The organism is Micromonospora sp. LHW51205 (genome assembly GCF_003315815.1).
Classification (GTDB): Bacteria; Actinomycetota; Actinomycetes; order Mycobacteriales; family Micromonosporaceae; genus Micromonospora; species Micromonospora chalcea.
In genome coordinates, this window is record NZ_QMEZ01000002.1 from 306,724 (window position 1) to 329,538 (window position 22,815).

Sequence of the window (22,815 nt, forward strand, 5' to 3'; positions counted from 1 at the left end):
CGACACCCCCTGCCCGAACTGATCTGGTTGCAGCATAGAACCACCCCGGATAATCTCGCCTATCAAGATACTCGTTCAGAGAGAATCCTCCGCGACCAATAGTGAGGGCATCCGATGTCACTGTTCTCCCGCGTCGTCCGGGGCCGGCTCGCCGCCTGGCTCACCCTGGCCGTCGCGCTCGTCGTCGGCGTAGTCGCCTTCGGGCTGCCGAAGCCGGACAATCCCGACCCGGTCTCCGGCACCGGCCTGTCCGTGGAATGGCAGTCGACGCAGGTCGAACGGCTGCAGGACCAGTTGCCCTCCAAGGACGCCCAGACCGCCCTGGTCGTGGTCAGCCGCGCCGACCAGGCTCCGCTGAGCGGCGCCGACCGGGGCCAGCTCGACGGCCTCGCCGGCCAGCTGAGCTCACTCGCCGCCGGCGGCCGGGTCTCCCCCGCCCAGGTCTCCCCGGACGGGACCGTGGCGCTGGTCGCGGTGCCGCTGTCCACCGAGGGCGGCCCGTCGGCGGTGGTCGACGAGGTGGAGAAGCTCCGCGAGGCGGTCGGTGACCTGCCCGGCGAGCTGACCGTCGAGGTCACCGGCGGGCCCGCGTTCACCGCCGACCTGGGCAAGGTGTTCCAGGGCGCGGACACCACGCTGCTGCTGGTCACCGCCGCCGTGGTGGCGGTGCTGCTGCTGGTCACCTACCGCAGCCCGTTCCTGTGGCTCGTACCGCTGCTCGTGGTGGGCGCGACCGAGCAGATCACGCTGCGCGTGGTGGAGTCCCTCGTGCCCGCGTTCGGCATCTACCTGCCCAGCGGCCAGGTCACCGGCATCGCCAGCGTGCTGGTGTTCGGCGCCGCGACCAACTACGCCCTGCTGCTCATCGCCCGCTACCGGGAGGAGCTGCGCCGGGAGGAGGACCGGTTCGCCGCCATGCGCTCGGCGCTGCGCCGCACCGCCGAACCGATCCTGGCCAGCGGCAGCACCGTCGTCCTCGGCGTGCTCACGCTGCTGCTGTCCGAGCAGGAGACCAACCGGGCGCTCGCCATCGCCTGCGCCACCGGTGTGATCCTCGCCATGCTCTCCGCCCTGTTCGTGCTCCCCGCGGCCCTGCTGCTGTTCGGCCGGGGCCTGTTCTGGCCGTTCATCCCCCGCGTCGGCAGCGCCGCCCGCGAGGGCCGGATCTGGGGCCGCCTCGGCGAGATGGTCATCCGCCGGCCGCTGCCGGTCGCCGCGCTCGCCGTCCTGCTGCTCGCCGGCCTGGCCCTCGGCGGCCTCGGCATCCGCACCGGCCTGTCCGAGACCGAGCAGTTCAGTGAGAAGCCGGAGGCGGTCGCCGGGGCGGAGACGCTCGCCCGGGCGTTCCCGGCCGGCAGCACCCAGCCGGTTGCGGTGCTCACCAACCCGCAGGCCGCCCCGGCGGTGCTCGCCGCCGCCTCCGACGTCGACGGGGTCGCCTCGGCCCGGCCGGGCGCCGCCGGAGACCGGGTCGCCCAGATCGACGTGGTGCTCACCGCCGAGCCCGGCAGCGCCGCCTCCGACCGGACCGTGGTGGCGCTGCGCGACGCCGTGGCCGCCGTACCGGATTCCGCGCCGCCCGCCGTGGACGGCGCGGACGCCCCCGACGGCGCCCTGGTCGGTGGTTCGGTCGCCGCGACCTACGACTCGAACGAGGCGAACACCAAGGACCTCAAGCTGATCCTGCCGCTCATCCTGCTGCTGGTCGGCGCGGTGCTGGTGCTGCTGCTGCGCGGAATCCTGGCGCCGCTGCTGCTGGTGGTGACCGTGATCGCGTCGTTCTTCGCCAGCCTCGGCGCGGCCTGGCTGCTCTTCGACCACGTGCTGGACTTCCCGGCGCTGGACAGCGGGGTGCTGCTGCTCGCGTTCGTCTTCCTGGTGGCGCTCGGCGTCGACTACAACATCTTCCTGGTCACCCGGGCCCGGGAGGACGCCCGGCGCACCGGCACCCGCGACGGCATGCTGTCGGCGCTGCGGGTCACCGGCGGCGTCATCACCAGCGCGGGCGTGCTGCTCGCCGCGGTCTTCGCGGTGCTCGGCGTGCTGCCGCTGATCACGCTCACCCAGATCGGCATCATCGTCTGCATCGGTGTGCTGCTGGACACGCTGCTGGTCCGTACCGTGCTGGTGCCGTCGCTGGCGTTCCTGCTCGGCGACCGGTTCTGGTGGCCCGGCCGGATCACCCGGGACGCCGACGCGCCCGGCGACGCCGTCGACGCGCCGGCCGAGCCGGTGCCCGCGCGGGACTGACCTGGACAGACGGGCGGGGCCGGCACGTTCGCCGGCCCCGCCCGTTCGTTTGTCCGCTCGCTCGTTCGTCCGCTCGTTCGCTCAGAAGCTCAGGCACTCGCACTCGGTCATCAGCGCCCGCACGTTGCGCACGTACTGCGGGTTGGGGATGGTCAGCGGCTGGTCCTCCCGCGCCACCGCGCCGTGCCCGTAGTTGTACGCCGCGATCACGGCGTTCAGCAGGCAGGAGTTCAACGTGGACGTGCACAGCGAGGCATCGAGGCGGTAGTCGGACTCGAAGTACATGTCGCCGATGTACTTGGTCAGCCAGGCCAGGTAGGTGCCGCCCAGGTAGGCGTTGTCGCGGTAGGCGTCGATGTCGTACGACTGCCCGAACCGCTGGTTCATCCACTCCGCCGTGGCCGGCATGACCTGCATCAGCCCGACCCCGCCGTCGCAGGCGATGATGTTGGACTGCCACCCGCTCTCCTGCCAGGCGGTGGCCTTCATCAGGGCCGACGGGATGCGGATGTCCGGCGCCGAGGTGGGCCAGTAGGTGCGCGCCGCGGCATCGGCGAGCGCCGCTTTCACCTGGCTCTGGCTGGCCTTGGTGCCCCGGTAGCTCGGCTTACAGCCCTCGTCCGCCGGCTTCGGCGGGGCGGGAGGCACCTGGGTCTCGGTCGGCGGCTTCGGCTTGGCCAGCGGGGCCGTGGACGTGCGGGACGGCTTCGCGGCCGGTTTCGGTTTCGCCGACGCGCTCGGGCTGGGCCGCCCACCCATCGCCGCGACCGCCGGTGGCTCCTCGCTGGGCGCGTCGGCGGGCGCCTCCTGCGGTTCGTCCGCCGGCGCCGCCGTGGGCAGGTCCGCGGCGACCTCGCGGACCGGCCGTTCCTGTTCGCCGCACGCCGTCAGCGTGCCCGTCGCGAGCAGCGCTGCCACCGCCACCGCGGCCCACCTGCCGAATCCTCGCCGCATCCGACCTCCCCCGTCGTTGCCGTCGGCGCACCCTAACAAGGATCGGCAGGTCCGCGGGGTACCCGAGACGCCGACCGGCGCCGCCGGGGCCGCGGCGGCGCGTCCCGTGGGGCCGGGCCGCCGTCCGCCGGGTCCGGCCGCTCGGCGCCGTCCGCCAGCCGGTCCCGGGTCGCCCACGCCACCACGAACACGGTGGTCCAGGCGAGGCCCAGCAGCACCGCCGTGACGGTGCCGCTCGCGGTGCTGAGTCCCAGGTAGAGCCGCGCGCCGGTGACCATGACCACGCCTGCCGACGCGGCCGTCCACACGGCCACGCCGACCGGCCAGCGCACGCCGCGGGACAGCAGCCAGGCCAGCGTGCCGAAGCTCGCCGTCACCACCGCGTTCTGGGTCGGGAACAGGTCACCGGCCCGGTCCGGGCCACCCGGATCGGTCAGCTCCGCGACAACGACGAGCAACACCAGCGGCACCGCCGCGCCGACGGTGCCCAGCACCCCGAGCGGGTCGGCCCGCCACGGCCGGCCCCGCCCCGTCACCACGGCGGCCACCACGGCGACCGCGGCGATGAGCAGCCAGCCGCGCAGCCCCGACACCGCGGCCTGCGCCGCGTCGACCACCCCGGGGGTACGCCGGGCGGCGAACCAGTCGGAGACCAGCCCGTCGAGGACACCCAGCCCGCTGTGCCGGACCACCGCCTCCAGCAGCAGCGCCACGGCCAGCCCGGCGACGAACAGCAGCGCCAGCCCCAGCACCAGGTTGACCAGCAGGCTCCAGGCCGGGCCGACCCGCATCGCGACCAGGAAGAACAGCACGCCGTACCGGGACCGCAGCCAGCGCAGCGGCGGCAGCGCGGCGGCCCGGGCGGCCAGCGCGCGCACCGGGTCCGGGTTGCGCCCCAGCCAGCGGCCCGCCAGCACCACGCCGAGCAGGCACAGCAGCAGGGCCAGCACCGCCCCGGTGGCCTGGCCGAGCAGCTTCGACACCCGCTCGTACGACTCCCCGGCCAGGTAACCGGCCAGCACCGAGGCGCCGACCCAGCTCGCCACCCCGGCGAGGTTCCACGGCGCGAACCGCCGGTACGGCATTCCGGCCGACCCGGCCAGCCGGGGCGCCAGCGTACGGGCGAACGCGATCCAGCGGGCGGCCAGCACGCCGCGACCGCCCAGCCGGTCCAGCAGCGAATCGGCCCGCCGCCACCGGTGCGCCCCGATCCGGGCACCCACCCCCGAGGCGCGCAGCCGTGGGCCGTACCGCCGCCCGGCCCGCCACGCGAGTGTGTCTCCGATCACGGCGGCGGCGGTCATGGCCACCAGCACGGGCGCGAGGCGCAGCGTCCCCGCGTACGCTAGGAAGCCGACCAGAAGCAGGGTCGCCTCGCCGGGCATCAGCAGCCCGACGATCACCGCGGTCTCCGCCGCGACGATCGCCGCGGCGGCCAGGTAGATCAGCAGGGGCGGCAGCTCCTGCAGCCAGCTCAGCAGGTCAGGCATCGGACACCCCGCACGGGTGTCAGCATGCCAGTCGCTGGAACGGTCGGCACAGCACTTTCGACGCAGATCCGGGCGATCTCGGGGTGACCCCGAGGCGTGCCCGGGCTACCGCAGACAGGAGTATGGAGGGTATGCAGCTACGCACCGACCTCCGCAACGTCGCCATCATCGCCCACGTCGACCACGGCAAGACGACCCTGGTCGACGCCATGTTGCGGCAGGCCGGCGCCTACGGCGCCCGCGGTGAGAACACCGAGCGGGTCATGGACTCGATGGACCTCGAGCGCGAGAAGGGCATCACCATCCTCGCCAAGAACACCGGCGTGCGGTATCTGCCGGCGGACGGCTCGGAACCGGTCACCATCAACATCATCGACACCCCCGGTCACGCCGACTTCGGCGGCGAGGTCGAGCGCGGCCTGACCATGGTCGACGGTGTGGTGCTGCTGGTCGACGCCAGCGAGGGCCCCCTGCCGCAGACCCGGTTCGTGCTCCGCAAGGCGCTGCGCGCGCGGCTGCCGATCATCCTGGTGATCAACAAGGTGGACCGTCCGGACGCCCGGATCAAGGAGGTCGTCGACGACACGTACGAGCTGTTCCTCGACCTGGACGCCGACGAGGAGCAGATCGACTTCCCGATCGTCTACGCCTGCGCCCGCGACGGCATCGCCTCGCTGACCCAGCCCGCCGACGGCGCGGTCCCGGACGACAGCAGCAACCTGGAGCCGCTGTTCCGCACCCTGCTGGACACCATCCCGGCCCCCGCGTACGACGAGGGCGCGCCGCTGCAGGCGCACGTCACCAACCTCGACGCCTCGCCGTTCCTGGGCCGGCTCGCGCTGTGCCGGGTCCGCCAGGGCACGATCAGCAAGGGCCAGACCGTGGCCTGGTGCCGCACCGACGGCAGCACCCAGCGGGTACGCATCTCCGAGCTGCTGATGACCGAGGGCCTGGAGCGCAAGCCGGCCGAGTCCGCCGGGCCGGGCGACATCATCGCCGTGGCCGGCATCCCGGAGATCATGATCGGTGAGACACTCGCCGACGCCGAGAACCCGGTGCCGCTGCCGCTGATCACCGTGGACGAGCCGGCCATCTCGATGACCATCGGCACCAACACCTCGCCGCTGGTCGGCCGGGTCAAGGGCGCCAAGGTCACCGCCCGGATGGTCAAGGACCGGCTCGACAAGGAGCTGATCGGCAACGTGTCGCTGCGGGTGCTGCCCACCGAGCGGCCGGACGCCTGGGAGGTGCAGGGCCGTGGTGAGCTGGCCCTGGCGATCCTGGTCGAGCAGATGCGCCGCGAGTCCTTCGAGCTCACCGTCGGCAAGCCGCAGGTGGTCACCCGGGAGATCGACGGGAAGACCTGCGAGCCGGTCGAGCGGCTGACCATCGACGCCCCGGAGGAGTACCTCGGCGCGATCACCCAGCTCCTGGCCACCCGCAAGGGCCGGATGGAGCAGCTGGTCAACCACGGCACCGGCTGGATCCGGATGGAGTGGCTGGTCCCGGCGCGCGGCCTGATCGGCTTCCGCACCGAGTTCCTCACCGAGACCCGCGGCACCGGCATCCTGCACCACGTCTTCGAGTCGTACGAGCCGTGGTTCGGCGAGCTGCGCACCCGCAACAACGGGTCGCTGGTCGCCGACCGGGCCGGCGCGGTCACCGCGTTCGCGATGACCAACCTCCAGGAACGCGGCCAGCTCTTCGTCGAGCCGGGCACCGAGGTGTACGAGGGCATGATCGTCGGCGAGAACTCCCGCTCCGACGACATGGACGTCAACATCACCAAGGAGAAGAAGCTCACCAACATGCGCTCGTCGACCGCCGACGAGACCGAGAAGCTGATCCCGCCGCGCAAGCTGTCCCTGGAGCAGGCGCTGGAGTTCTGCCGCGAGGACGAGTGCGTCGAGGTCACCCCGGCCGCGGTGCGCATCCGCAAGGTGGTGCTGGACCAGACCCAGCGCGGCCGGATGGCGGCCCGCCGCAAGCACGCAGGCTGACCCACCCCGCCCCACCCGGAGCCCGGCCCGCCCCCAGGCGGACCGGGCTCCCCCGTCTCTCCCTCTCTGCCCTGCCCTGCCCGGTTGATCATGAGGTTGGCGGCGTTTTCGATCTCCATAACCGCCGCTAACCTCATGATCGACCGCCAAAGCGCGAGATCTTGGTACGAAATGGCCCCTCCAGGGGCCGATTCCTACCAAGATCTACACGGATCTCGGGATATGACCTTCCAGATCCCGGATAGTGGGAGACCGGGCGGTCTCCGCGGACGGCATGGGAGCGGCCGTCGGATGACGCGGAACTGGCGGACTGAGCCAGGAGTGGACGGCCCGACGCAGGCCGGAACCGGTGGGCGGAGGAGAAGCGAGCGGGCCGACGCAGGCGGAAGCCGGCGGACGGGGGCAGGAGCGGGCGGGCGGATCCCGGAAGCGGGCGGACGAGTGGCCGACCACGGTGGAGGTCGGGCGACAGCGGTGGCGGCACGGACCCGGACGAACGCCCGTAACAGGACGATCGCGGGGACGAGGCGTCAGCGGGGCTTGGTGGCGGCGATCGCCAGGGCGTCGGGGACAGGCCCGGAGCCGGACTCGACCACCCGGGTCACCACCAGACCGGCCGCGGTGACGGCGTTGAGCAGGTCGGCCAGGGGCAGGTGCCAGGCGCCGACACGCGCCCGCACCCCGACGACGTTCCACGACCGCAGCGTGTGCTCCCGTGAGGCGTACCCGCCGTCGATCACGATCCGCTCCGGCTCGGACCGGTCGGCGAACGCGCCCACGTAACACGGGTGCACCCCGACGTGCACCAGCCGGCCACCGGGCGCCAGCACCCGCGCCGCCTCCGCGAGCGCGGCCGGATAATCGGGCATGTCGGTGTGCGCGAGCACGCACACCGCGGCCGGCACCGCGCCGGCGGCCAGCGGCAGCGCTGTCGCGTCAGCCCGGGCCACCGGCAGCCGCGACCGGGCGTGGCGCAGTTGCCCGCCGGACAGGTCCACACCCACCGGCGTCCATCCGAGACGGCGCAGCTCGGCCGCGTGCGCGCCGGTGCCGCAGCACAGGTCCAGGCAGCGGCCCGGGCCCTCGCCCAGCAGGCCGGCCAGCACCGACCGGATCCGGTCCATGTAGATCGACGAGGTCTCGCTGGCGTACTCCTCGTACCAGTCGGCGATGCCGTCGTACAACGGGGTCGTCATCTCCGCACGCTAGCCCCGCACCGGGCCCGCCGCTGCCCCGCAGATCGGCTACGGTGCCCCCATGACCTGGGAGGAGCTCGACGCGCACCTGGACAAGGTGCCCGGCACCGTCTCCGCGTACGTGGGCCGGCCCGGCGCGCGGCCGGCGTGGACGCGGCGCGCCGACGCCACCCACTACGCGGCGAGCACGATGAAGCTCGCCGTGCTGGTGGCGCTGTTCCGCGCCGCCGAGGCCGGCCGGCTCGACCTGGACGCGCCGGTGCCGGTGCGCAACTCGTTCGACTCCGCGCTGCCCGGCGCGCCCCGGTTCGCCAACGCCCGGAACTACGACAACGACGAGGCGGTCTGGGACCGCGTCGGCGGGGACGCGCCGCTGCGCTGGCTCGCCGAACGGATGATCGTCCGGTCCAGCAACCTGGCCACGAACATCTGCATCGGCCAGGTGGGGCTGCCCGCCGTGGCGCGGGCGTGGGCGCTCGCCGGGGCGCGGCACAGCGTCACCGGCCGCGGCATCGAGGACTTCGCCGCCCGCGACTCCGGCATCGACAACCTGGTCACCGCCGCCGACCTGGCCGCCCTGCTCGGCGAGCTGGCGCTCGGCGCGACCCGGCCCGGCCCGCTCGCCTCGCCGTCTGCCTGCGCGGCCATGCTCGACGTGCTCGCCGCCCAGGAGCACCGCGAGGACCTGGCCGCCGGGCTGCCCGACGGCACCCGCATCGCGCACAAGAACGGCTGGGTGCGCGGCGTGCGCCACGGCGCCGGCGTGGTCTTCCCGGACGACGCGCCGCCGTACACGATCGTCGTCTGCACCACCACCGACCTGGCCGACGGCGGCGCGGACGGCGACGAGGTGGAGGACGACGCCTGCCGGCTGATCGCGCACGCCTCCGCGCGGGTCTGGGCGGCGCGGCACGACCTGGCCGGCTGACCCGGCTACTCCAGCAGCCGCTCGCGCAGCGCCGCGCGGTCCGCGTCGGTCACCCCCAGACCGTCGCGCAGGTACGCCTCGAACGAGCCGTGCGTCCGGCGCACCTCGTCGTAGGCGGCGTCCAGGTATTCCGGGCGCACCTCCAGCAGCGGCCGCGCCACCGCCGGATCCAGGTCCGGCCGGCGCTGGATCATCGCGGACAGCAGCACCTCGCGCAGGCTCTCGGTCAGCTCGTTGTGCACCAGGTAGTCGGCGCGGATCGCCTCCTCCTGGACGCCCAGCGCGGTCAGCAGCACCACCGACAGCCAGCCGGTGCGGTCCTTGCCGGCCGAGCAGTGGAACAGCAGCGGCAGGTTCGCGTCCTCGACGGCCAGCCGCACCGCCGCGCTGAAACCGGCCCGCGCCGACTCGCCGGTGACGAACCAGCGGTAGATCGCCGTCATCGCCCCCGGCATGCCCTCCCGGGCCAGCGCCGCGTAGGCGTTCAGGTCGTGGCCCTGCAGCACCGCCGAGACGTACGTGAAGACGGGATGCGCCGCGTCGTAGACGGGTAGGTGCACCACGCGGGGCGCACCGGCCAGCCGGTCCGGCGGGGCCACCGCCTGCTCGTGGACGTCACGCAGGTCCACCACGCAGGCCGGGCCGAGCTTGCCCAGCACCGGCAGGTCCTCGTCGGTGAGCCGGCCCAGCGCGGGCGTGCGGATGAGCCGCCCGGCGCGTACCCGCCGCCCGTCTGTCGTCGGCAGTCCGCCCAGGTCACGCGCGTTCGGCGCGCCCACCAGCTCCCATTCCCGCCCGGTCATCGGCCCTCCCCTGCTCGCCGCCAGTTGGCTATAGGGTGCCCCACATGACCATCGCCGCGGTACGCACCCACCGTCTGTCGGCCCCCTTACACACCCCGTTTGTCACCGCGCTGCGCCGCACCACCACAGTGGACACGCTGGTCGTGGAGGTGATCGACGGCGACGGCCGCTCGGGTTTCGGTGAGGCGCCGCAGGTCTGGCAGGTGACCGGCGCGTCGGTGGCCGGCGCCGAGGCGTGCGTACGCGAACTGCTCGCGCCGCTGCTGATCGGCCGGGACGCCGACGACCTCCAGGCGGGCTGCGCCCTGGTGCGTCGCGCCGTGGTGGGCAACGAGTCGGCGAAGGCGGCGCTCGACGTGGCGCTGCACGACCTGGCCGCGCGGCGGCTCGGCGTACCCCTGGTGCGTCTGCTCGGCGGCACGGCGCTGCGGGTGCCGACGGATGTCACGCTGGCCGCCGGCGACGCGGTCGACCTGGCCGCGACGGCGGCGCGGCGCGGTGCCGAGGGGTTCGGGGTGCTCAAGCTCAAGGTCGGCACCGACGCCCGCGGCGACCTGGACCGGGTGCGCGCGGTGCGGGCCGCGGTCGGGCCGGACGTGCGGATCCGGCTGGACGCCAACCAGGGCTGGACGCCCCGGGAGGCGGTGCGGGTGATCCGCGCGATCGAGGACGCGGGGCTCGACGTCGAGCTGGTCGAGCAGCCGGTGCACCGCCGTGACCTGGACGGGCTGGCCTGGGTCAGCGACCGGGTCGGGCTGCCGATCCTGGCCGACGAGTCCGTCTTCGACGTGCGGGACATGGTCGAGGTGATCCGGCGGCGGGCCGCCGACATGGTCAACGTGAAGCTGGCCAAGTGCGGTGGGCTGCAACCGGCCCGCACGCTGCTGGACCTGGCCGCCGCGCACGGCATGGGCACCATCGTCGGCTCGATGATGGAGGGCCCGGTCGGCGTGGGCGCCGCCGCCAGCCTGGTCGCCGCCTACGGCACCACCGCCGTGTCGGACCTCGACGCCGCCTGGTGGCTGGCCTGGTCGCCGGTGACCGGCGGCATCCGGTACGAGGGCGCGAGCGTGCTGCTGCCGGACGCGCCGGGTCTCGGCGTCACCGGCCTCCGTGAAGCTAAAATTCAGTCACATGGTTGAGTAGCGGCAGAATTTTTCATATGGTCGCCCGGAGAACCATTCCAGAGAGGGGTACGCGTGGCGCCTCAACCGTGCCGACAGGCCGTCGTACGGGTGCCGGTGGCGACCCTGTGGACAGCACCCGATGCGGTGCGCCCGATCGACCGGCCCGCTCTCGCCGACTGCCCCGACGTCGCCGGCTGGATCGCCGGGATGGACCGCGACCAGCGGGTCGGTGACTGCGTCCTGACCCAGTTGCTGCTCGGCGAGCCGGTACGGATCACCGAGACGCGGCCGGACGGCTGGGCCCGCGTCGTCGCGCTCGGCCAGCCCGCCGCGAAACACGGCGCCGACGGCTACCCGGGCTGGGTGCGGACCGCCCACCTGACCACAGCCGAGCCGGCCGGCGCCGCGCTGACCGTCGACGTCGCCCACACCACGCTGCACGCCTCGCCGGGTGGCGCACCGGCGCTTCGCGGCCTGGTGCTCGGCACCCGCCTGGAGTCGGCCGGGCGGCCGGTGGACGGCGGGCGACCGGTCCGCGTACCGGGTCGGGCCGACCCGCTGTGGGCCCCGGAGGGCGACCTGGTGCCGCTGCCGGCCGAACGCCCCGAGGCCAAGGAGGTGCTCGCGGTCGCCGAGCGGCTGCGTGACCTGCTCTACGTCTGGGGCGGCCTGTCCACCGACGGCATCGACTGCTCCGGGCTGGTCCACCTGGCCTGGCGGCGGCACGGGATCACGCTCCCCCGCGACGCCGACGACCAGGCGGACGCGACGACGCCGGTGGTGCTCGGCGACGAACGTCCCGGCGACCTCTACTTCTTCGCGCGGCCCGGCCGGCGCGTCCACCACGTCGGGATCGTGTCGGCCGAGCCGCACGGCGGCCGGCGCCGGATGCTGCACGCCTGCTACCTGACCCGCCGGGTGGTCGAGGAGGAGCTGCCCGCCGACCGGGCCGCCACGCTCGTCGGCGCGCACCGCGTCTGACCCTGCGGTCAGGGGCGGGTCTTGACCAGCTCCCGTCGCCGGTCCCGTGACGACTTCGCCAGGCTTGCCGCGGTGGCCACGGCCAGGGTGCCGAGGATGACGGTGAGCGACAGCCAGATCGGGATGTGCGGGGCCCACCCCACGGGCTCGCCGCCGTTGATGAACGGCAGGTGGTTGTCGGCGAGCGCCTCCAGCATCAGCTTCACGCCGATGAAGCCGAGCACCACGGCGAGGCCGTAGCTGAGGTAGATGAGCCGGTCCAGCAGGCCGCCGAGCAGGAAGTAGAGCTGCCGCAGCCCCATCAGGGCGAAGACGTTGGCGGTGAAGACCAGGTACGGCTCCTGGGTGATGCCGAAGATCGCCGGGATCGAGTCGAGCGCGAAGATCAGGTCGGTGGTGCCGATCGCGATCATCACGATCAGCATCGGGGTGAACAGCCGCCGACCGTTCTCCCGGGTGGTGATCTTCGCCCCGTCGTAGTCCCGGGACAGCGGCAGCGCCCGCCGGCTCCACCGGATCAGCACGTTCTCGCTGAACTCGTCCTCGTCCGGCTCGCCCTGCCGGGCCAGGTTCACCGCGGTGTAGATGAGGAACGCGCCGAAGATGTAGAACACCCAGGAGAACTGGGAGATCAGCGCCGCGCCGGCCGCGATGAAGCCGCCGCGCATGACCAGCGCCAGGATGATGCCGACGAGCAGCACCTTCTGCTGATACTGCCGGGGCACCCCGAAGCGGGCCATGATGATGACGAAGACGAAGAGGTTGTCCACCGAGAGGCTGTACTCGGTGAGCCAGCCGGTGTAGAACTCCCCCGCCACGCGGCCACCGGCGGTCAGCCAGAGCACCCCGCCGAAGATCAGCGCCAGGCCGACGTAGAAGCCCACCCAGAGGCTGGACTCGCGGACGCTGGGCTCGTGCGGTCGCCGGCCGATGATGAACAGGTCGGCGAGCAGGACCGCGATCATCGCGATCAGCGTTACCGCCCACACCAATGCGGACACGTTCAAATCCATCCTCCGGCAGACACGCGGCCTCGGGCACACCGTACGCCGGGTGGGCTGCAGGGGTGCGTCGACGCCGACAGGGGTGACTGTCGGAGGTCTCTTCCGCCGGAGCCTGACAGCAGGTTCCGACCGACGGAGCCGGGTCGGGCCACCGTAAGGTACCGGCGCTCTTCCGTGCTGACGACTCCACCGCGAGGGAATACTCCCCTCCTCGGGCGCCATTGTTCACCATCACACCCAGGTGCCGCATCTCCGGGCCGTCGTACGGCTGGGTGACGTGCGCCGCCTCACCCCGCGTAGCGCATCCTAGGAGGCTAGCCCAGCAACTCTCGCCCGGGCGTCTCCCCCCGGTGCGTACACCCGGCGGGGTGGCATGGCAGGCTGCGGACATGGTTCTTGAGGTCGCGCTGATCGATGTGACGCCCGGAAACGAGGACGACTTCGCCGCCGCCTACGCGCAGGCACGGCCGATCCTCGCCGGCGCCGAGGGCTGCCGTTCCGTGCGGATGACCCGGGGCGTGGAGTCGCCCACCCGGTTCGTCCTGCTGGTCGAGTGGGACTCGGTCGAGGCGCACGACGTGAACTTCCGCCAGACCGACCGGTTCGCGCAGTGGCGCGGGCTGATCGGCCCGTACTTCGCCGGGCCGCCGCTGGTCGAGCACTTCACCGACGTCCCGGCCTGAACTGTCGTACCCGTGCCGTAGCCTGCGCGCTGCGCGGCCACCGGCCCCGACGGTCATCGGGGGCGCCGGGCCCGGTGGTCGCGCCAGCTCGTGCCGGTCGATCCAGCTCGCGCCGGTCAGCCAAGGTCGTGCGGATCGCGCTGACGGGGCACCGGCGCGGCGCCCAGCCGCCGGGCCACCAGCTCGGCCGTGGCATCGGGTGGCAGCGCGACCGCGAGCAGCCGCTCGATGACCCGTTCGTAGTGGCTCACGTCCGTCTCGGACACCAGGCGCACGTCGGTGGTCAGCGTCTCCACCAGCACGGTGCGCGGGTCCGCCGGATCGGGGTAGGCGTAGTAGGAGAACGGCGCGAGCGGGTGCGGGCCGTCGCCGCAGGACGCGCCGGGCAGCAGCCGGACGCTGACGCGAGGCCGCTCGGCGAGGGCGAGCAGATGCCGCATCTGGTCACGCCACACGTCACCGGGCAGGCCGTCCGGGTCGCAGACCCGCTCGTCGATCAGCGCCGTGTAGTGCGGCGGATCCGGCCGGATCAGCAGCTCCTGACGCGCCGCGCGGGCGCGGACCTCGGCCTCCACGTCCACGTCCCCGGTCAGCGCCGCGCCCGCCGATACGCGCAACCGGGCGTACGCCGGGGTCTGGAGCAGGCCGGGCACGAGCGCGCACTGATACTCGACGATGCGCTCGGCGCCCGCCTCCAGCTCGACGTACGCCCGCTGCCGTTCGCCCATCTCGCCGAGCGCCCGGGACCAGCCGCGTCCGGTGGCGGCGTCCCGGGCGATGACTATCAGCTCGTCCCGCTGCGGTGACGGCACCTGATAGATGTCGAGCAGGTCGAGCACGTCGGCCAGGTCGGGCCGACTCTGCCCCAGCTCGATGCGGGACAGCTTCGAGGTGGACGCCCAACCCAGCCGGACGCAGACCTGCTCCAACGTGAGCGACTCGCGACGGCGCAGCCGGCGCAGCTCCACACCGAGCCGCGCCCTCCGGACCACGGGACTTGCTGACAACGGCATGCACGCCTCCCAGGGGAGGAGAGTACGCATGACCATCACGCTCGGCAATACCTCGCCCACACAGCGCTACCACGCCCGGAGTAGGCGCCAGTCGTTCAGGGGCGGTAGGTGCCGAACGACCAGACGTGCCCGGACAGGTCGCGGGCGATGTAGTCACGGGAGCCGTAGTCGGTGTCGAACGGCGCCCTGATGATCTCCGCGCCGGCCGCCCCGGCCCGCTCGTGATGCGCGTCGACGTCCTCGATCGCCAGGTAGACGCGGTAGTCGTCGTCGGCCGGGCGGGGCTGCGGCGCCGGCCCCGGGCCGAGCATCACCAGATCGCCGGCGTACTCCAGCTCGACGTGGACCAGGGTGCCGTCGGGCAGCTCGTGCAGCTCGCGCACGGTGAGGCCGAACGCGGAACAGAGGAAGTCGACGGCGGCTCGCACGTCGGGATAGCGCAAGACGGGATAAACGCTCTGCATGCCGCCAGTCTGCCGCCGCCTCGGTCAGGCCGGATTGGACGAATGAGATCCCGGCCCGGCCAGCGCGGCCGGGGTGACGCCGGCGAACTCGCGGAACTCCCGGATCAGATGCGACTGGTCGTAGTAGCCCCACCGGGCCGCCCGCTCCGCCCAGCCGGTGTCGTCGGGCACGGCGGAGGGCGCGGTGAGCACGGTACGGCCCAGGCTCGCGTACGCCCGGTCGAAACGCAGCAGACGGGCGACGGTCCTCGGCGGCAGGCCGAACTCCCGTCGGAACCGGACCGACAGGTGGCGACGCGACCAGCCCAGCTCCTCGGCCAGCGTGGCCACGCCGAGGGCTTTCCCGCCGCCGTCCAGCCGCCGCCAGGCGGCCAGCAGGTGCGGGTCCACCGGCGTGGTCGCCGCCAGCCGCGCGGACAGCGCGGCGTCGAGCCGGGCGAAGCGCTCCGGCCAGCCCGGCGCTGCGGCCAGCTCGTCGCGCAGCCGGGCCAGCCAGCCCGCCACCGCGTCGACCGGCGCCGCCCGGTTGGCCAGCTCGGCCAGCGGCAGCCCGAGCAGGCGGCGGGCCGCCGGGGCGGTCAGCATCATCTGGACCCCGGTGCCCGTCCCCACGGTGCGGGTGGCGCACCAGCTGTCGAACGGGCCGGCCAGGAAGGCGTTCGTGCCGTACGCGCCCCGGGCCCGGTCACGCGGGTCGGCGACGTCCATCGGGGCGCCCCAGCCCAGGATCAGCACCACGAACGCGCCCGCCACCTCCCGGCGCGCCAGCGGGACGGACACGTCCTCGCGGTAGCCGAGGTAGCTGTCCACCCACTGGCGCAGTCGCGGATCGGGGCGCGCGACGACGGCCTCGGTCAGCATCGCGCCACCCCGGCCGTCACGCCGGTCACCGGACTCCTGCGGCGTCCATCCCGCGCAGCTCCTTCTTGAGGTCGGCGACCTCGTCCCGGATGCGTGCGGCCAGCTCGAACTGCAGCTCCCGCGCGGCGGCGAGCATCTGGTCGTTGAGCTCCTGGATGAGGTTGGCCAGATCGGCCCGGGCCATGCCCTCGCGGGACGGGGTGGTCGCGGCGCCCCGGCGGCTGCGGGTCTCCTTCACCGGCGCCTTGCCCCGGGAGAGCTGCCGCACGGCACCGCCGACGTTGCTGTTCTCGGTGTCCTCCGCCTCGCGGTAGATGTCGTCGAGGATGTCGTGGATCTTCTTGCGCAGCGGCTCCGGCTTGATGCCGTTCGCCTCGTTGTGCGCGATCTGCTTGGCCCGGCGCCGGTTGGTCTCGTCGATCGCGTCCGCCATCGACGGCGTGATCTTGTCGGCGTACATGTGGACCTGGCCGGAGACGTTACGGGCCGCCCGGCCGATGGTCTGGATCAGCGACCGGCCGCTGCGCAGGAACCCCTCCTTGTCGGCGTCGAGGATCGCCACCAGGGAGACCTCGGGCAGGTCGAGACCCTCCCGGAGCAGGTTGATGCCGACGAGCACGTCGTAGTCGCCCTTGCGCAGCTCGCGCAGCAGCTCGACCCGGCGCAGCGTGTCGACCTCGGAGTGCAGGTAGCGCACCCGGATGCCGTTCTCCAGCAGGTAGTCGGAGAGGTCCTCGGCCATCTTCTTGGTGAGCGTGGTGACCAGGACGCGCTCGTCCCGCTCGGTGCGCAGCTTGATCTCGTGCATGAGGTCGTCGATCTGGCCCTTTGTCGGCTTGACCACGACCTCCGGGTCGATCAGGCCGGTGGGGCGGATCACCTGCTCGACGAACTCGCCCTGCGCCTGCTCCAGCTCCCACGGGCCGGGGGTGGCGGACAGGTAGACCATCTGGCCCACCCGCTCCAGGAACTCGTCGAAGCGCAGCGGACGGTTGTCCGCCGCGCTGGGCAGCCGGAAGCCGTGGTCGATGAGCATCCGCTTGCGGGAGGCGTCGCCCTCGTACATGCCGCCGATCTGCGGGATCGTCACGTGCGACTCGTCGACCACGGTGAGGAAGTCGTCGGGGAAGTAGTCGAGCAGGCAGTGCGGCGGGCTGCCGGGCAGCCGGCCGTCGATGTGCATGGAGTAGTTCTCGATGCCGGAGCAGAAGCCCACCTGCCGCATCATCTCGATGTCGTAGGTGGTGCGCATGCGCAGCCGCTGGGCCTCCAGCAGCTTGCCCTGCCGCTCCAGCTCGGCCAGCCGCTCGCCCAGCTCGGCCTCGATGTCGCGGATCGCCCGTTCCATCCGCTCCGGACCGGCGGCGTAGTGCGTGGCCGGGAAGATCATCAAGCTGTCGACCTCGCGGACCACGTCACCGGTCAGCGGGTTCAGGTAGTAGAGCTTCTCGATCTCGTCACCGAACAGCTCGATGCGGACCGCCAGCTCCTCGTACGCCGGGATGATCTCCAGCGTGTCGCCGCGGACCCGGAAGGTGCCGCGCTGGAAGGCCATGTCGTTGCGCGTGTACTGGATGTCGACCAGCCGCCGCAGCAACTGGTCACGGTCCAGCTCCTGCCCCACCTTCACCCGCACGGCCCGGTCGAGGTATTCCTCCGGCGTGCCCAGCCCGTAGATCGCCGAGACGGTGGCGACCACGATGACGTCGCGCCGGGTGAGCAGCGACATGGTGGCCGAGTGCCGCAGCCGCTCGACCTCCTCGTTGATCGAGGAGTCCTTCTCGATGTAGGTGTCGGTCTGCGGGATGTACGCCTCGGGCTGGTAGTAGTCGTAGTAGGAGACGAAGTATTCGACGGCGTTGCGCGGCAGCAGCTCGCCGAACTCCTTCGCCAGCTGGGCCGCGAGGGTCTTGTTGGGGGCGAGCACCAGGGTCGGCCGCTGCAGCCGCTCGACCAGCCACGCCGTGGTGGCGCTCTTGCCGGTGCCGGTCGCGCCGAGCAGCACCGTGTTGCGGTCGCCGCGCCGCACGCGACGCTCAAGCTCGTCGATGGCAGCCGGCTGGTCACCGGCCGGCTGGAACTCACTGACGACCTGGAAGCGGCCGTCGAGCCGGGGAATGTCGAGCGCCATGACACCAACCGTACGCCCGCGGTCCGACACTTCCGGCCACGACCACGGACCGTCCCTGATCAGCTTCGATATTCCCATTGTGTGGCTCATCTCACGGGTTTACCCTCGTACCGTAGGCCGCTCGCGGCGGCCGACCGGGCCGGCGACCGCCCCCCTTCCGAGGGCCGGTTGCCCCCGGCGCCAGGGCCGCAGCACCCGGGTCGACCGGCGTGCGCGCCGACGGTGGTCGCGCGCAGGCGCTGACCGGCCGCCGCGAGCGCCCCTGCTCGTCACCGAAACCCCGCTCTCGCGTTTTCCACTCGTGGGGACCTCTCCCGACCGCCGGCCGCGACGCGAGCCGCCCGACACCGGCGCGCCCCCGTCCGCCGACGACGCCGGCCGCCCGCGCGGCGCGGGTCGCCCCCGCCGCCTCACCGCCCGGGGCGGCGGCGACCAGTCCGTGCCCCGTGAGCCCGGCCGCCGGCACCGCCGCGCCCGCACCAGCACGCCGGCCCGGCCCGCCACCGTGGCCGGCCGGCGCCGCCGCGAGCTCGTCACCGGCCGCTCCCCCGCTCACCCGGCCCGGCCCGGAGGCGGCCCGGAACTGGACGGCGCCGACGACCCACCGGACGGGCCGGGCCGCCGCCGGATCATGCTCGCTGCGCTCGCCGGCGCCGCCGTGATCTCCGCGACGGCGCTGGTCGCCGCGCTGCTGACCGGGACGCCCGGGCCCGACGCACCGGCCGGGACGACTCGCCCGCTCACCTCCGCCGAGGCCGACCGGGTGGCCGCGCTGCGGGTCACCAACCTGCGCGACGTACGCGCCGGCGTCCGGGTCACTGTGGGCGCCGGCGGCGCCCGTACCGAACTGGTCGGCTGGGTCGACTGGGCCCGCCCCCTGGTCTACCTGGACGTCGGCGGCCCCGGCGCGGACGCCGACCGGGGCCTGGCCCAGGCCACCGGCTCCGCGTTGCTCGTGCGCCCCGACCCCGGCGCGCTCCCCACGCCGGCCCGGCCCCCGCTGGTGCCGCCCACTGACGGCTGGCGGATGCGGGCCCCGGGCGGCGGGCACGGCCTGGGCGCGGTACGCGACCTGCTGATCGGGCTCGGCGCCGCGCGGGTCGACCCGCCCGGCGCCGACGGCCGGTGGCTGCGCCACGACAGCGTCGGCGGCATCCCGGTGGACGTGCTCCAGGCCCCGCTCGCCGTGCCGGGCGACCCGCGGCCCACGCTCTGGCTGGACGCCGACGCCCGCCTGCACCGGCTCGCCGGACGGCTGGCCGACGGCAGCCCGGTCACCGTCGAGCTGAGCCGCGCGGACCGGCCCACGCTGCACCCGGTGGACGCCCTCGGCGGCCGGCCCGGGCAACCCCGTGACCTCACCGACGACGAGGCCGAGCGGCTGGCCGCGCTGCCCGCCCGCCTGCGCGCCGTCGGCGGCGCGGCGGTGACCGTGACCGCCCCGCTCGGCCCGTCCGCCACCCTGCGCGGCACGGGCACGCTGAGCTGGGCTACCTCGTCGGCGTACCTGGTGGTGATCGAGGACGGCAGCGGCCGGCGTACCCTGCGCTGGGTCCGGCCGGGCCGGGTGGCCGAGGCGCACCGGTCCCCCGACGGGCCGGCCACGCCGCCGACGCCGATGCCGCCCGGGTTGCTCGCGGCGCCCGCGCGCCCGCCCGGCGACGACCTGGACCGGCTGATCGACGCGGCGCTGCGCGCCGGGACGCACGCGCCGGACGGAGACGCCGTCCGGGTACGGGAGGACCGGGTCGCCGACCGGACCGTCGACGTGGTCGAGGTGCCGGGCGGCAGGCGCTGGTGGCTCGACCGCGGTGGGCTGCCACGCCGGCTGGAACTGCGCACCGGGTCCGGTGTCTGGGTCCGGCTCGACCTCACGCCGGGCCGTGTGTCCGCCGGTCCACCGGGCCCGGCGTCGCGCTGACCCGCCCGCCGCCGCGCGCGACGCCGGGGGTGAGCGTCAGGGACGCCAGCCGGTCTGCGCGGCCCACTCCTCGGCGCGCAGGTGCTCCTCGTCGAACCACGGGTCGTTGACAGTGCCCCACGCCGCGTGCTCCGGCGCGGTGGCCGCCAGCTCCCGCTTCACCTGCAGGTAGTCGGCCCGCCGCGCCGGGTCGGCGCGCAGGTGGTCGCGCATCAGCAGCGCGTACCGCCAGCCGGGCGAGCCGGCCTCGCGCAGGTGCAGCCGCACCGGACGCCCCGGGTCCGCGCCGCCGTGCAGCCGCTTGGGCCAGCGCACCGGCTCCGGCTGCCGGGGGACGTCCCACCAGTCACCCGGCAGGCGCGGGAAGCCCGCCTCGGCCAGCCGCTGCGCGATCGGCCCGTCCGCCTCGTCCAGCGAGGAGACAGTCACCTGGATGTCGATCACGTCCGGCGCGGCCAGCCCCGGCACGGCGGTGGAGCCGACGTGGTCGACCCGGACGTCACCGCCCGCCGCGTGGCGGATCCGGGCGGCCAGCCGGGCGTACTGCTCGGGCCAGGTCGGGTCCGGCCCGGCGAGCGCCGCCGGGTCGGCCGGCACGGCGCGGCGCTCGCGGACGTTGCGCTCGTAGGGCACCAGGCGGTCCCGCCAGAGGGCGTCCACGGCGGCGTGCAGCTCGGTGAGCGTGCCGTCGTTGGCCAGCAGCACGTCGGCGACCGCGCGCCGGGTGGCGTCGTCGGCCTGCGCGGCGATGCGCCGCTGCGCCTCCGCCGCGGCCATGCCCCGGTCGCGGGTCAGCCGGGCCATCCGGGTCGGCACGGCCGTCTGCACCACGACCACCAGGTGGTACGTGGGCGCGAGCCCTACCTCGACCAGCAGCGGTACGTCGTTGACGACTATCGCGTCGGCCGGGGCGGCGGCGACCAGTTCGGCGCTGCGTGCGCGTACCCGGGGGTGGGTGATCCCTTCGAGCGTGCGGCGGGCGGCCTCGTCGCCGAAGACCAGCGCGCCGAGGGCGGCCCGGTCCAGCGCCCCGTCGGCGTCGAGGACCCTGTCGGAGAAGGCGGCGACCACCTCTGCCAGCCCGTCGGTGCCGGGCGCGACGATCTCGCGGGCGATGCGGTCCGAGTCGACGATCACCGCGCCCAGCGCGGCGAGGCGGCTCGCCACCGCGCTCTTGCCCGATCCGATTCCGCCGGTCAGCCCCACCTTCAGCACCCGGACAGTCAACCGGATCGCTCGTCCACATGCCAAACCGTCCCGGCACACGACGCGGGCCCCGCCCCCGGCGCTCCGCTGGTGCGGAACGCGGGGACGGGGCCCGTCGTCAGAGGCGGTCGCCGGCTCGTCCGGTGGGACGAGCAGGCGTCAGCGTCCGGTCACTTGCCGCCGGCGAGCTTCTCCCGCAGCGCGGCGAGCGCCTCGTCGGTCGCAAGCGTGCCGGCCGGCTCCTCGGCCTGACGGCTCGGGGCCGAGGTCGAGGTGGTGGTGCCGCTGGTGGCGGGCGGAGCCGGGTTGGCAGCGGCCTCGGCGTCGGCGGCGCGGGAGGTCTGCACCTGCTTGGTGTGGGCCTCCCAGCGCTGACGTGCCTCGGCGTACTGCTGCTCCCAGGTCTCGCGCTGCTTGTCGTAGCCCTCGAGCCACTCGCCCGTCTCCGGGTCGAAGCCCTCCGGGTAGATGTAGTTGCCCTGCTCGTCGTAGGTCGCGGCCATGCCGTAGAGGGTCGGGTCGAAGTGCTCCTCGCCCTCGACGAAGCCCTCGTTGGCCTGCTTGAGCGACAGCGAGATCCGGCGGCGCTCCAGGTCGATGTCGATGACCTTGACCATGACCTCGGAGCCGACCTGCACGACCTGCTCCGGGATCTCCACGTGGCGCTCGGCCAGCTCGGAGATGTGGACCAGGCCCTCGATGCCGTCGTCCACCCGGACGAACGCGCCGAACGGCACCAGCTTGGTGACCTTACCCGGCACGATCTGCTGGATCGCGTGGGTGCGGGCGAACTGACGCCACGGGTCCTCCTGCGTCGCCTTCAGCGACAGCGAGACCCGCTCGCGGTCCAGGTCGACGTCCAGGACCTCGACCTCGACCTCCTGGCCCACCTCGACGACCTCGGACGGGTGGTCGATGTGCTTCCAGGACAGCTCGGAGACGTGCACGAGGCCGTCCACGCCGCCCAGGTCGACGAACGCGCCGAAGTTGACGATCGAGGAGACGACGCCCTTGCGGACCTGCCCCTTCTGCAGCTTGTTGAGGAACTCGGTGCGCACCTCGGACTGCGTCTGCTCCAGCCAGGCACGGCGGGACAGGACCACGTTGTTGCGGTTCTTGTCCAGCTCGATGATCTTGGCTTCGAGCTCGCGGCCGACGTACGGCTGCAGGTCACGCACACGCCGCATCTCGACGAGCGACGCGGGCAGGAAGCCACGCAGGCCGATGTCGAGGATGAGACCACCCTTGACGACCTCGATGACCGAACCGCGGACGACGCCGTCCTCGTCCTTGATCTTCTCGATCGTGCCCCAGGCCCGCTCGTACTGCGCCCGCTTCTTGGAGAGGATCAGCCGACCCTCCTTGTCCTCCTTCTGGAGGACGAGGGCCTCGATGTGGTCGCCCACCGAAACGACCTCGGCCGGGTCCACGTCGTGCTTGATCGACAACTCCCGAGAGGGGATGACACCCTCGGTCTTGTAGCCGATGTCGAGCAGGACCTCGTCCCGATCGACCTTGACGACGGTGCCTTCGACAATGTCGCCGTCGTTGAAGTACTTGATGGTCTCGTCGATCGCGGCGAGGAAAGCTTCCTCAGAGCCGAGGTCGTCGTGGGTGACCTTGTTGGCGCTCGAGGTGGCCTCGATGCTGCTCGTCATGTGGGCGGTTGCTCCGGTCGGATGGGTTGTCACAGCGGGCATGGGTGTCGCGGTGACTCTGCCGCGCCAACGGATCCGTCGCCGGGCACACCGAACGATCGACGCGAGAAGATCATTAGTGGCTCCGGTGACCGCGCACCTGCTC

General features: G+C 73.3%; 18 protein-coding genes. 7 read left to right on the forward strand and 11 right to left on the reverse strand.

Features of this window, described 5'->3' with window-relative positions; all coding sequences use genetic code 11:
- Positions 1 to 114 precede the first annotated feature (114 nt).
- A complete protein-coding gene (locus DQE82_RS09310) occupies positions 115 to 2,250 on the forward strand; it encodes an efflux RND transporter permease subunit (RefSeq protein ID WP_113972491.1) in 2,136 nt (711 codons plus the stop codon).
- An 81-nt stretch (positions 2,251 to 2,331) separates the two neighbouring features.
- On the opposite strand, the gene DQE82_RS09315 is transcribed toward DQE82_RS09310, so the two are convergent.
- Positions 2,332 to 3,204: a lytic transglycosylase domain-containing protein gene (locus tag DQE82_RS09315; protein ID WP_043329600.1), complete on the reverse strand. Its 873-nt coding sequence runs from the start codon at positions 3,202 to 3,204 to the stop codon at positions 2,332 to 2,334.
- 32 nt (positions 3,205 to 3,236) lie between these two features.
- A complete protein-coding gene (locus tag DQE82_RS09320; RefSeq protein ID WP_064445291.1) occupies positions 3,237 to 4,694 on the reverse strand; it encodes a DedA family protein in 1,458 nt (485 codons plus the stop codon).
- Positions 4,695 to 4,825: 131 nt separating this feature from the next.
- Here DQE82_RS09320 and typA point away from each other — a divergent pair, with 131 nt between their 5' ends.
- On the forward strand, positions 4,826 to 6,694 hold the full coding sequence (gene typA / locus DQE82_RS09325; protein ID WP_043329598.1) for a translational GTPase TypA: 1,869 nt from the start codon (positions 4,826 to 4,828) through the stop codon (positions 6,692 to 6,694).
- Positions 6,695 to 7,224: 530 nt separating this feature from the next.
- Here the strand turns inward: typA and DQE82_RS09330 are convergent.
- The gene (locus tag DQE82_RS09330; protein WP_113972492.1) at positions 7,225 to 7,890 is read right to left on the reverse strand and encodes a class I SAM-dependent methyltransferase; all 666 of its coding nucleotides are present in this window, start codon (positions 7,888 to 7,890) and stop codon (positions 7,225 to 7,227) included.
- Positions 7,891 to 7,951: 61 nt separating this feature from the next.
- On the opposite strand from DQE82_RS09330, the gene DQE82_RS09335 reads away from it, so the two are divergent.
- The gene (locus DQE82_RS09335; RefSeq protein ID WP_113972493.1) at positions 7,952 to 8,818 is read left to right on the forward strand and encodes a serine hydrolase; all 867 of its coding nucleotides are present in this window, start codon (positions 7,952 to 7,954) and stop codon (positions 8,816 to 8,818) included.
- Between the two features lie 5 nt (positions 8,819 to 8,823).
- On the opposite strand, the gene DQE82_RS09340 is transcribed toward DQE82_RS09335, so the two are convergent.
- Positions 8,824 to 9,621 (reverse strand): tyrosine-protein phosphatase, encoded by a 798-nt coding sequence (locus tag DQE82_RS09340; protein WP_043329595.1) that lies wholly within the window; start codon positions 9,619 to 9,621, stop codon positions 8,824 to 8,826.
- Between the two features lie 44 nt (positions 9,622 to 9,665).
- Between DQE82_RS09340 and DQE82_RS09345 the strand changes: the two genes are divergently transcribed.
- Positions 9,666 to 10,763 (forward strand): mandelate racemase/muconate lactonizing enzyme family protein, encoded by a 1,098-nt coding sequence (locus DQE82_RS09345; protein ID WP_069089076.1) that lies wholly within the window; start codon positions 9,666 to 9,668, stop codon positions 10,761 to 10,763.
- A gap of 129 nt (positions 10,764 to 10,892) precedes the next feature.
- On the forward strand, positions 10,893 to 11,729 hold the full coding sequence (locus DQE82_RS09350) for a C40 family peptidase (RefSeq protein WP_233514624.1): 837 nt from the start codon (positions 10,893 to 10,895) through the stop codon (positions 11,727 to 11,729).
- 8 nt (positions 11,730 to 11,737) lie between these two features.
- Here the strand turns inward: DQE82_RS09350 and DQE82_RS09355 are convergent, their stop codons facing one another.
- Positions 11,738 to 12,736, reverse strand: coding sequence for a TerC family protein (locus DQE82_RS09355; RefSeq protein ID WP_043329590.1), 999 nt, complete (start codon positions 12,734 to 12,736; stop codon positions 11,738 to 11,740).
- A gap of 386 nt (positions 12,737 to 13,122) precedes the next feature.
- On the opposite strand from DQE82_RS09355, the gene DQE82_RS09360 reads away from it, so the two are divergent.
- Positions 13,123 to 13,416, forward strand: a complete 294-nt coding sequence (locus tag DQE82_RS09360; protein WP_030503827.1) for an antibiotic biosynthesis monooxygenase — start codon at positions 13,123 to 13,125, stop codon at positions 13,414 to 13,416.
- A 116-nt stretch (positions 13,417 to 13,532) separates the two neighbouring features.
- On the opposite strand, the gene DQE82_RS09365 is transcribed toward DQE82_RS09360, so the two are convergent.
- The 4 genes from DQE82_RS09365 to uvrB form a co-directional block, all read right to left on the reverse strand.
- The gene (locus DQE82_RS09365; protein WP_113972495.1) at positions 13,533 to 14,429 is read right to left on the reverse strand and encodes a DUF5753 domain-containing protein; all 897 of its coding nucleotides are present in this window, start codon (positions 14,427 to 14,429) and stop codon (positions 13,533 to 13,535) included.
- A 95-nt stretch (positions 14,430 to 14,524) separates the two neighbouring features.
- Complete coding sequence (locus DQE82_RS09370; RefSeq protein WP_043329588.1) at positions 14,525 to 14,893, reverse strand: VOC family protein; 369 nt, start codon at positions 14,891 to 14,893, stop codon at positions 14,525 to 14,527.
- Positions 14,894 to 14,917: 24 nt separating this feature from the next.
- Positions 14,918 to 15,754 carry a helix-turn-helix transcriptional regulator gene (locus DQE82_RS09375; RefSeq protein ID WP_113972496.1) on the reverse strand — a complete coding sequence of 279 codons (837 nt, stop codon included), beginning with the start codon at positions 15,752 to 15,754 and terminating at the stop codon, positions 14,918 to 14,920.
- A 25-nt stretch (positions 15,755 to 15,779) separates the two neighbouring features.
- A complete protein-coding gene (gene uvrB / locus DQE82_RS09380) occupies positions 15,780 to 17,885 on the reverse strand; it encodes an excinuclease ABC subunit UvrB (protein WP_043329585.1) in 2,106 nt (701 codons plus the stop codon).
- Positions 17,886 to 18,186: 301 nt separating this feature from the next.
- Between uvrB and DQE82_RS09385 the strand changes: the two genes are divergently transcribed.
- Complete coding sequence (locus DQE82_RS09385; protein WP_233514625.1) at positions 18,187 to 19,806, forward strand: hypothetical protein; 1,620 nt, start codon at positions 18,187 to 18,189, stop codon at positions 19,804 to 19,806.
- 36 nt (positions 19,807 to 19,842) lie between these two features.
- Here the strand turns inward: DQE82_RS09385 and coaE are convergent, their stop codons facing one another.
- Together coaE and rpsA are read right to left on the reverse strand one after the other, a co-directional pair.
- Complete coding sequence (coaE, locus tag DQE82_RS09390) at positions 19,843 to 21,021, reverse strand: dephospho-CoA kinase (protein ID WP_069089072.1); 1,179 nt, start codon at positions 21,019 to 21,021, stop codon at positions 19,843 to 19,845.
- A 161-nt stretch (positions 21,022 to 21,182) separates the two neighbouring features.
- On the reverse strand, positions 21,183 to 22,712 hold the full coding sequence (rpsA, locus tag DQE82_RS09395) for a 30S ribosomal protein S1 (RefSeq protein WP_051611429.1): 1,530 nt from the start codon (positions 22,710 to 22,712) through the stop codon (positions 21,183 to 21,185).
- Positions 22,713 to 22,815: the final 103 nt, after the last annotated feature.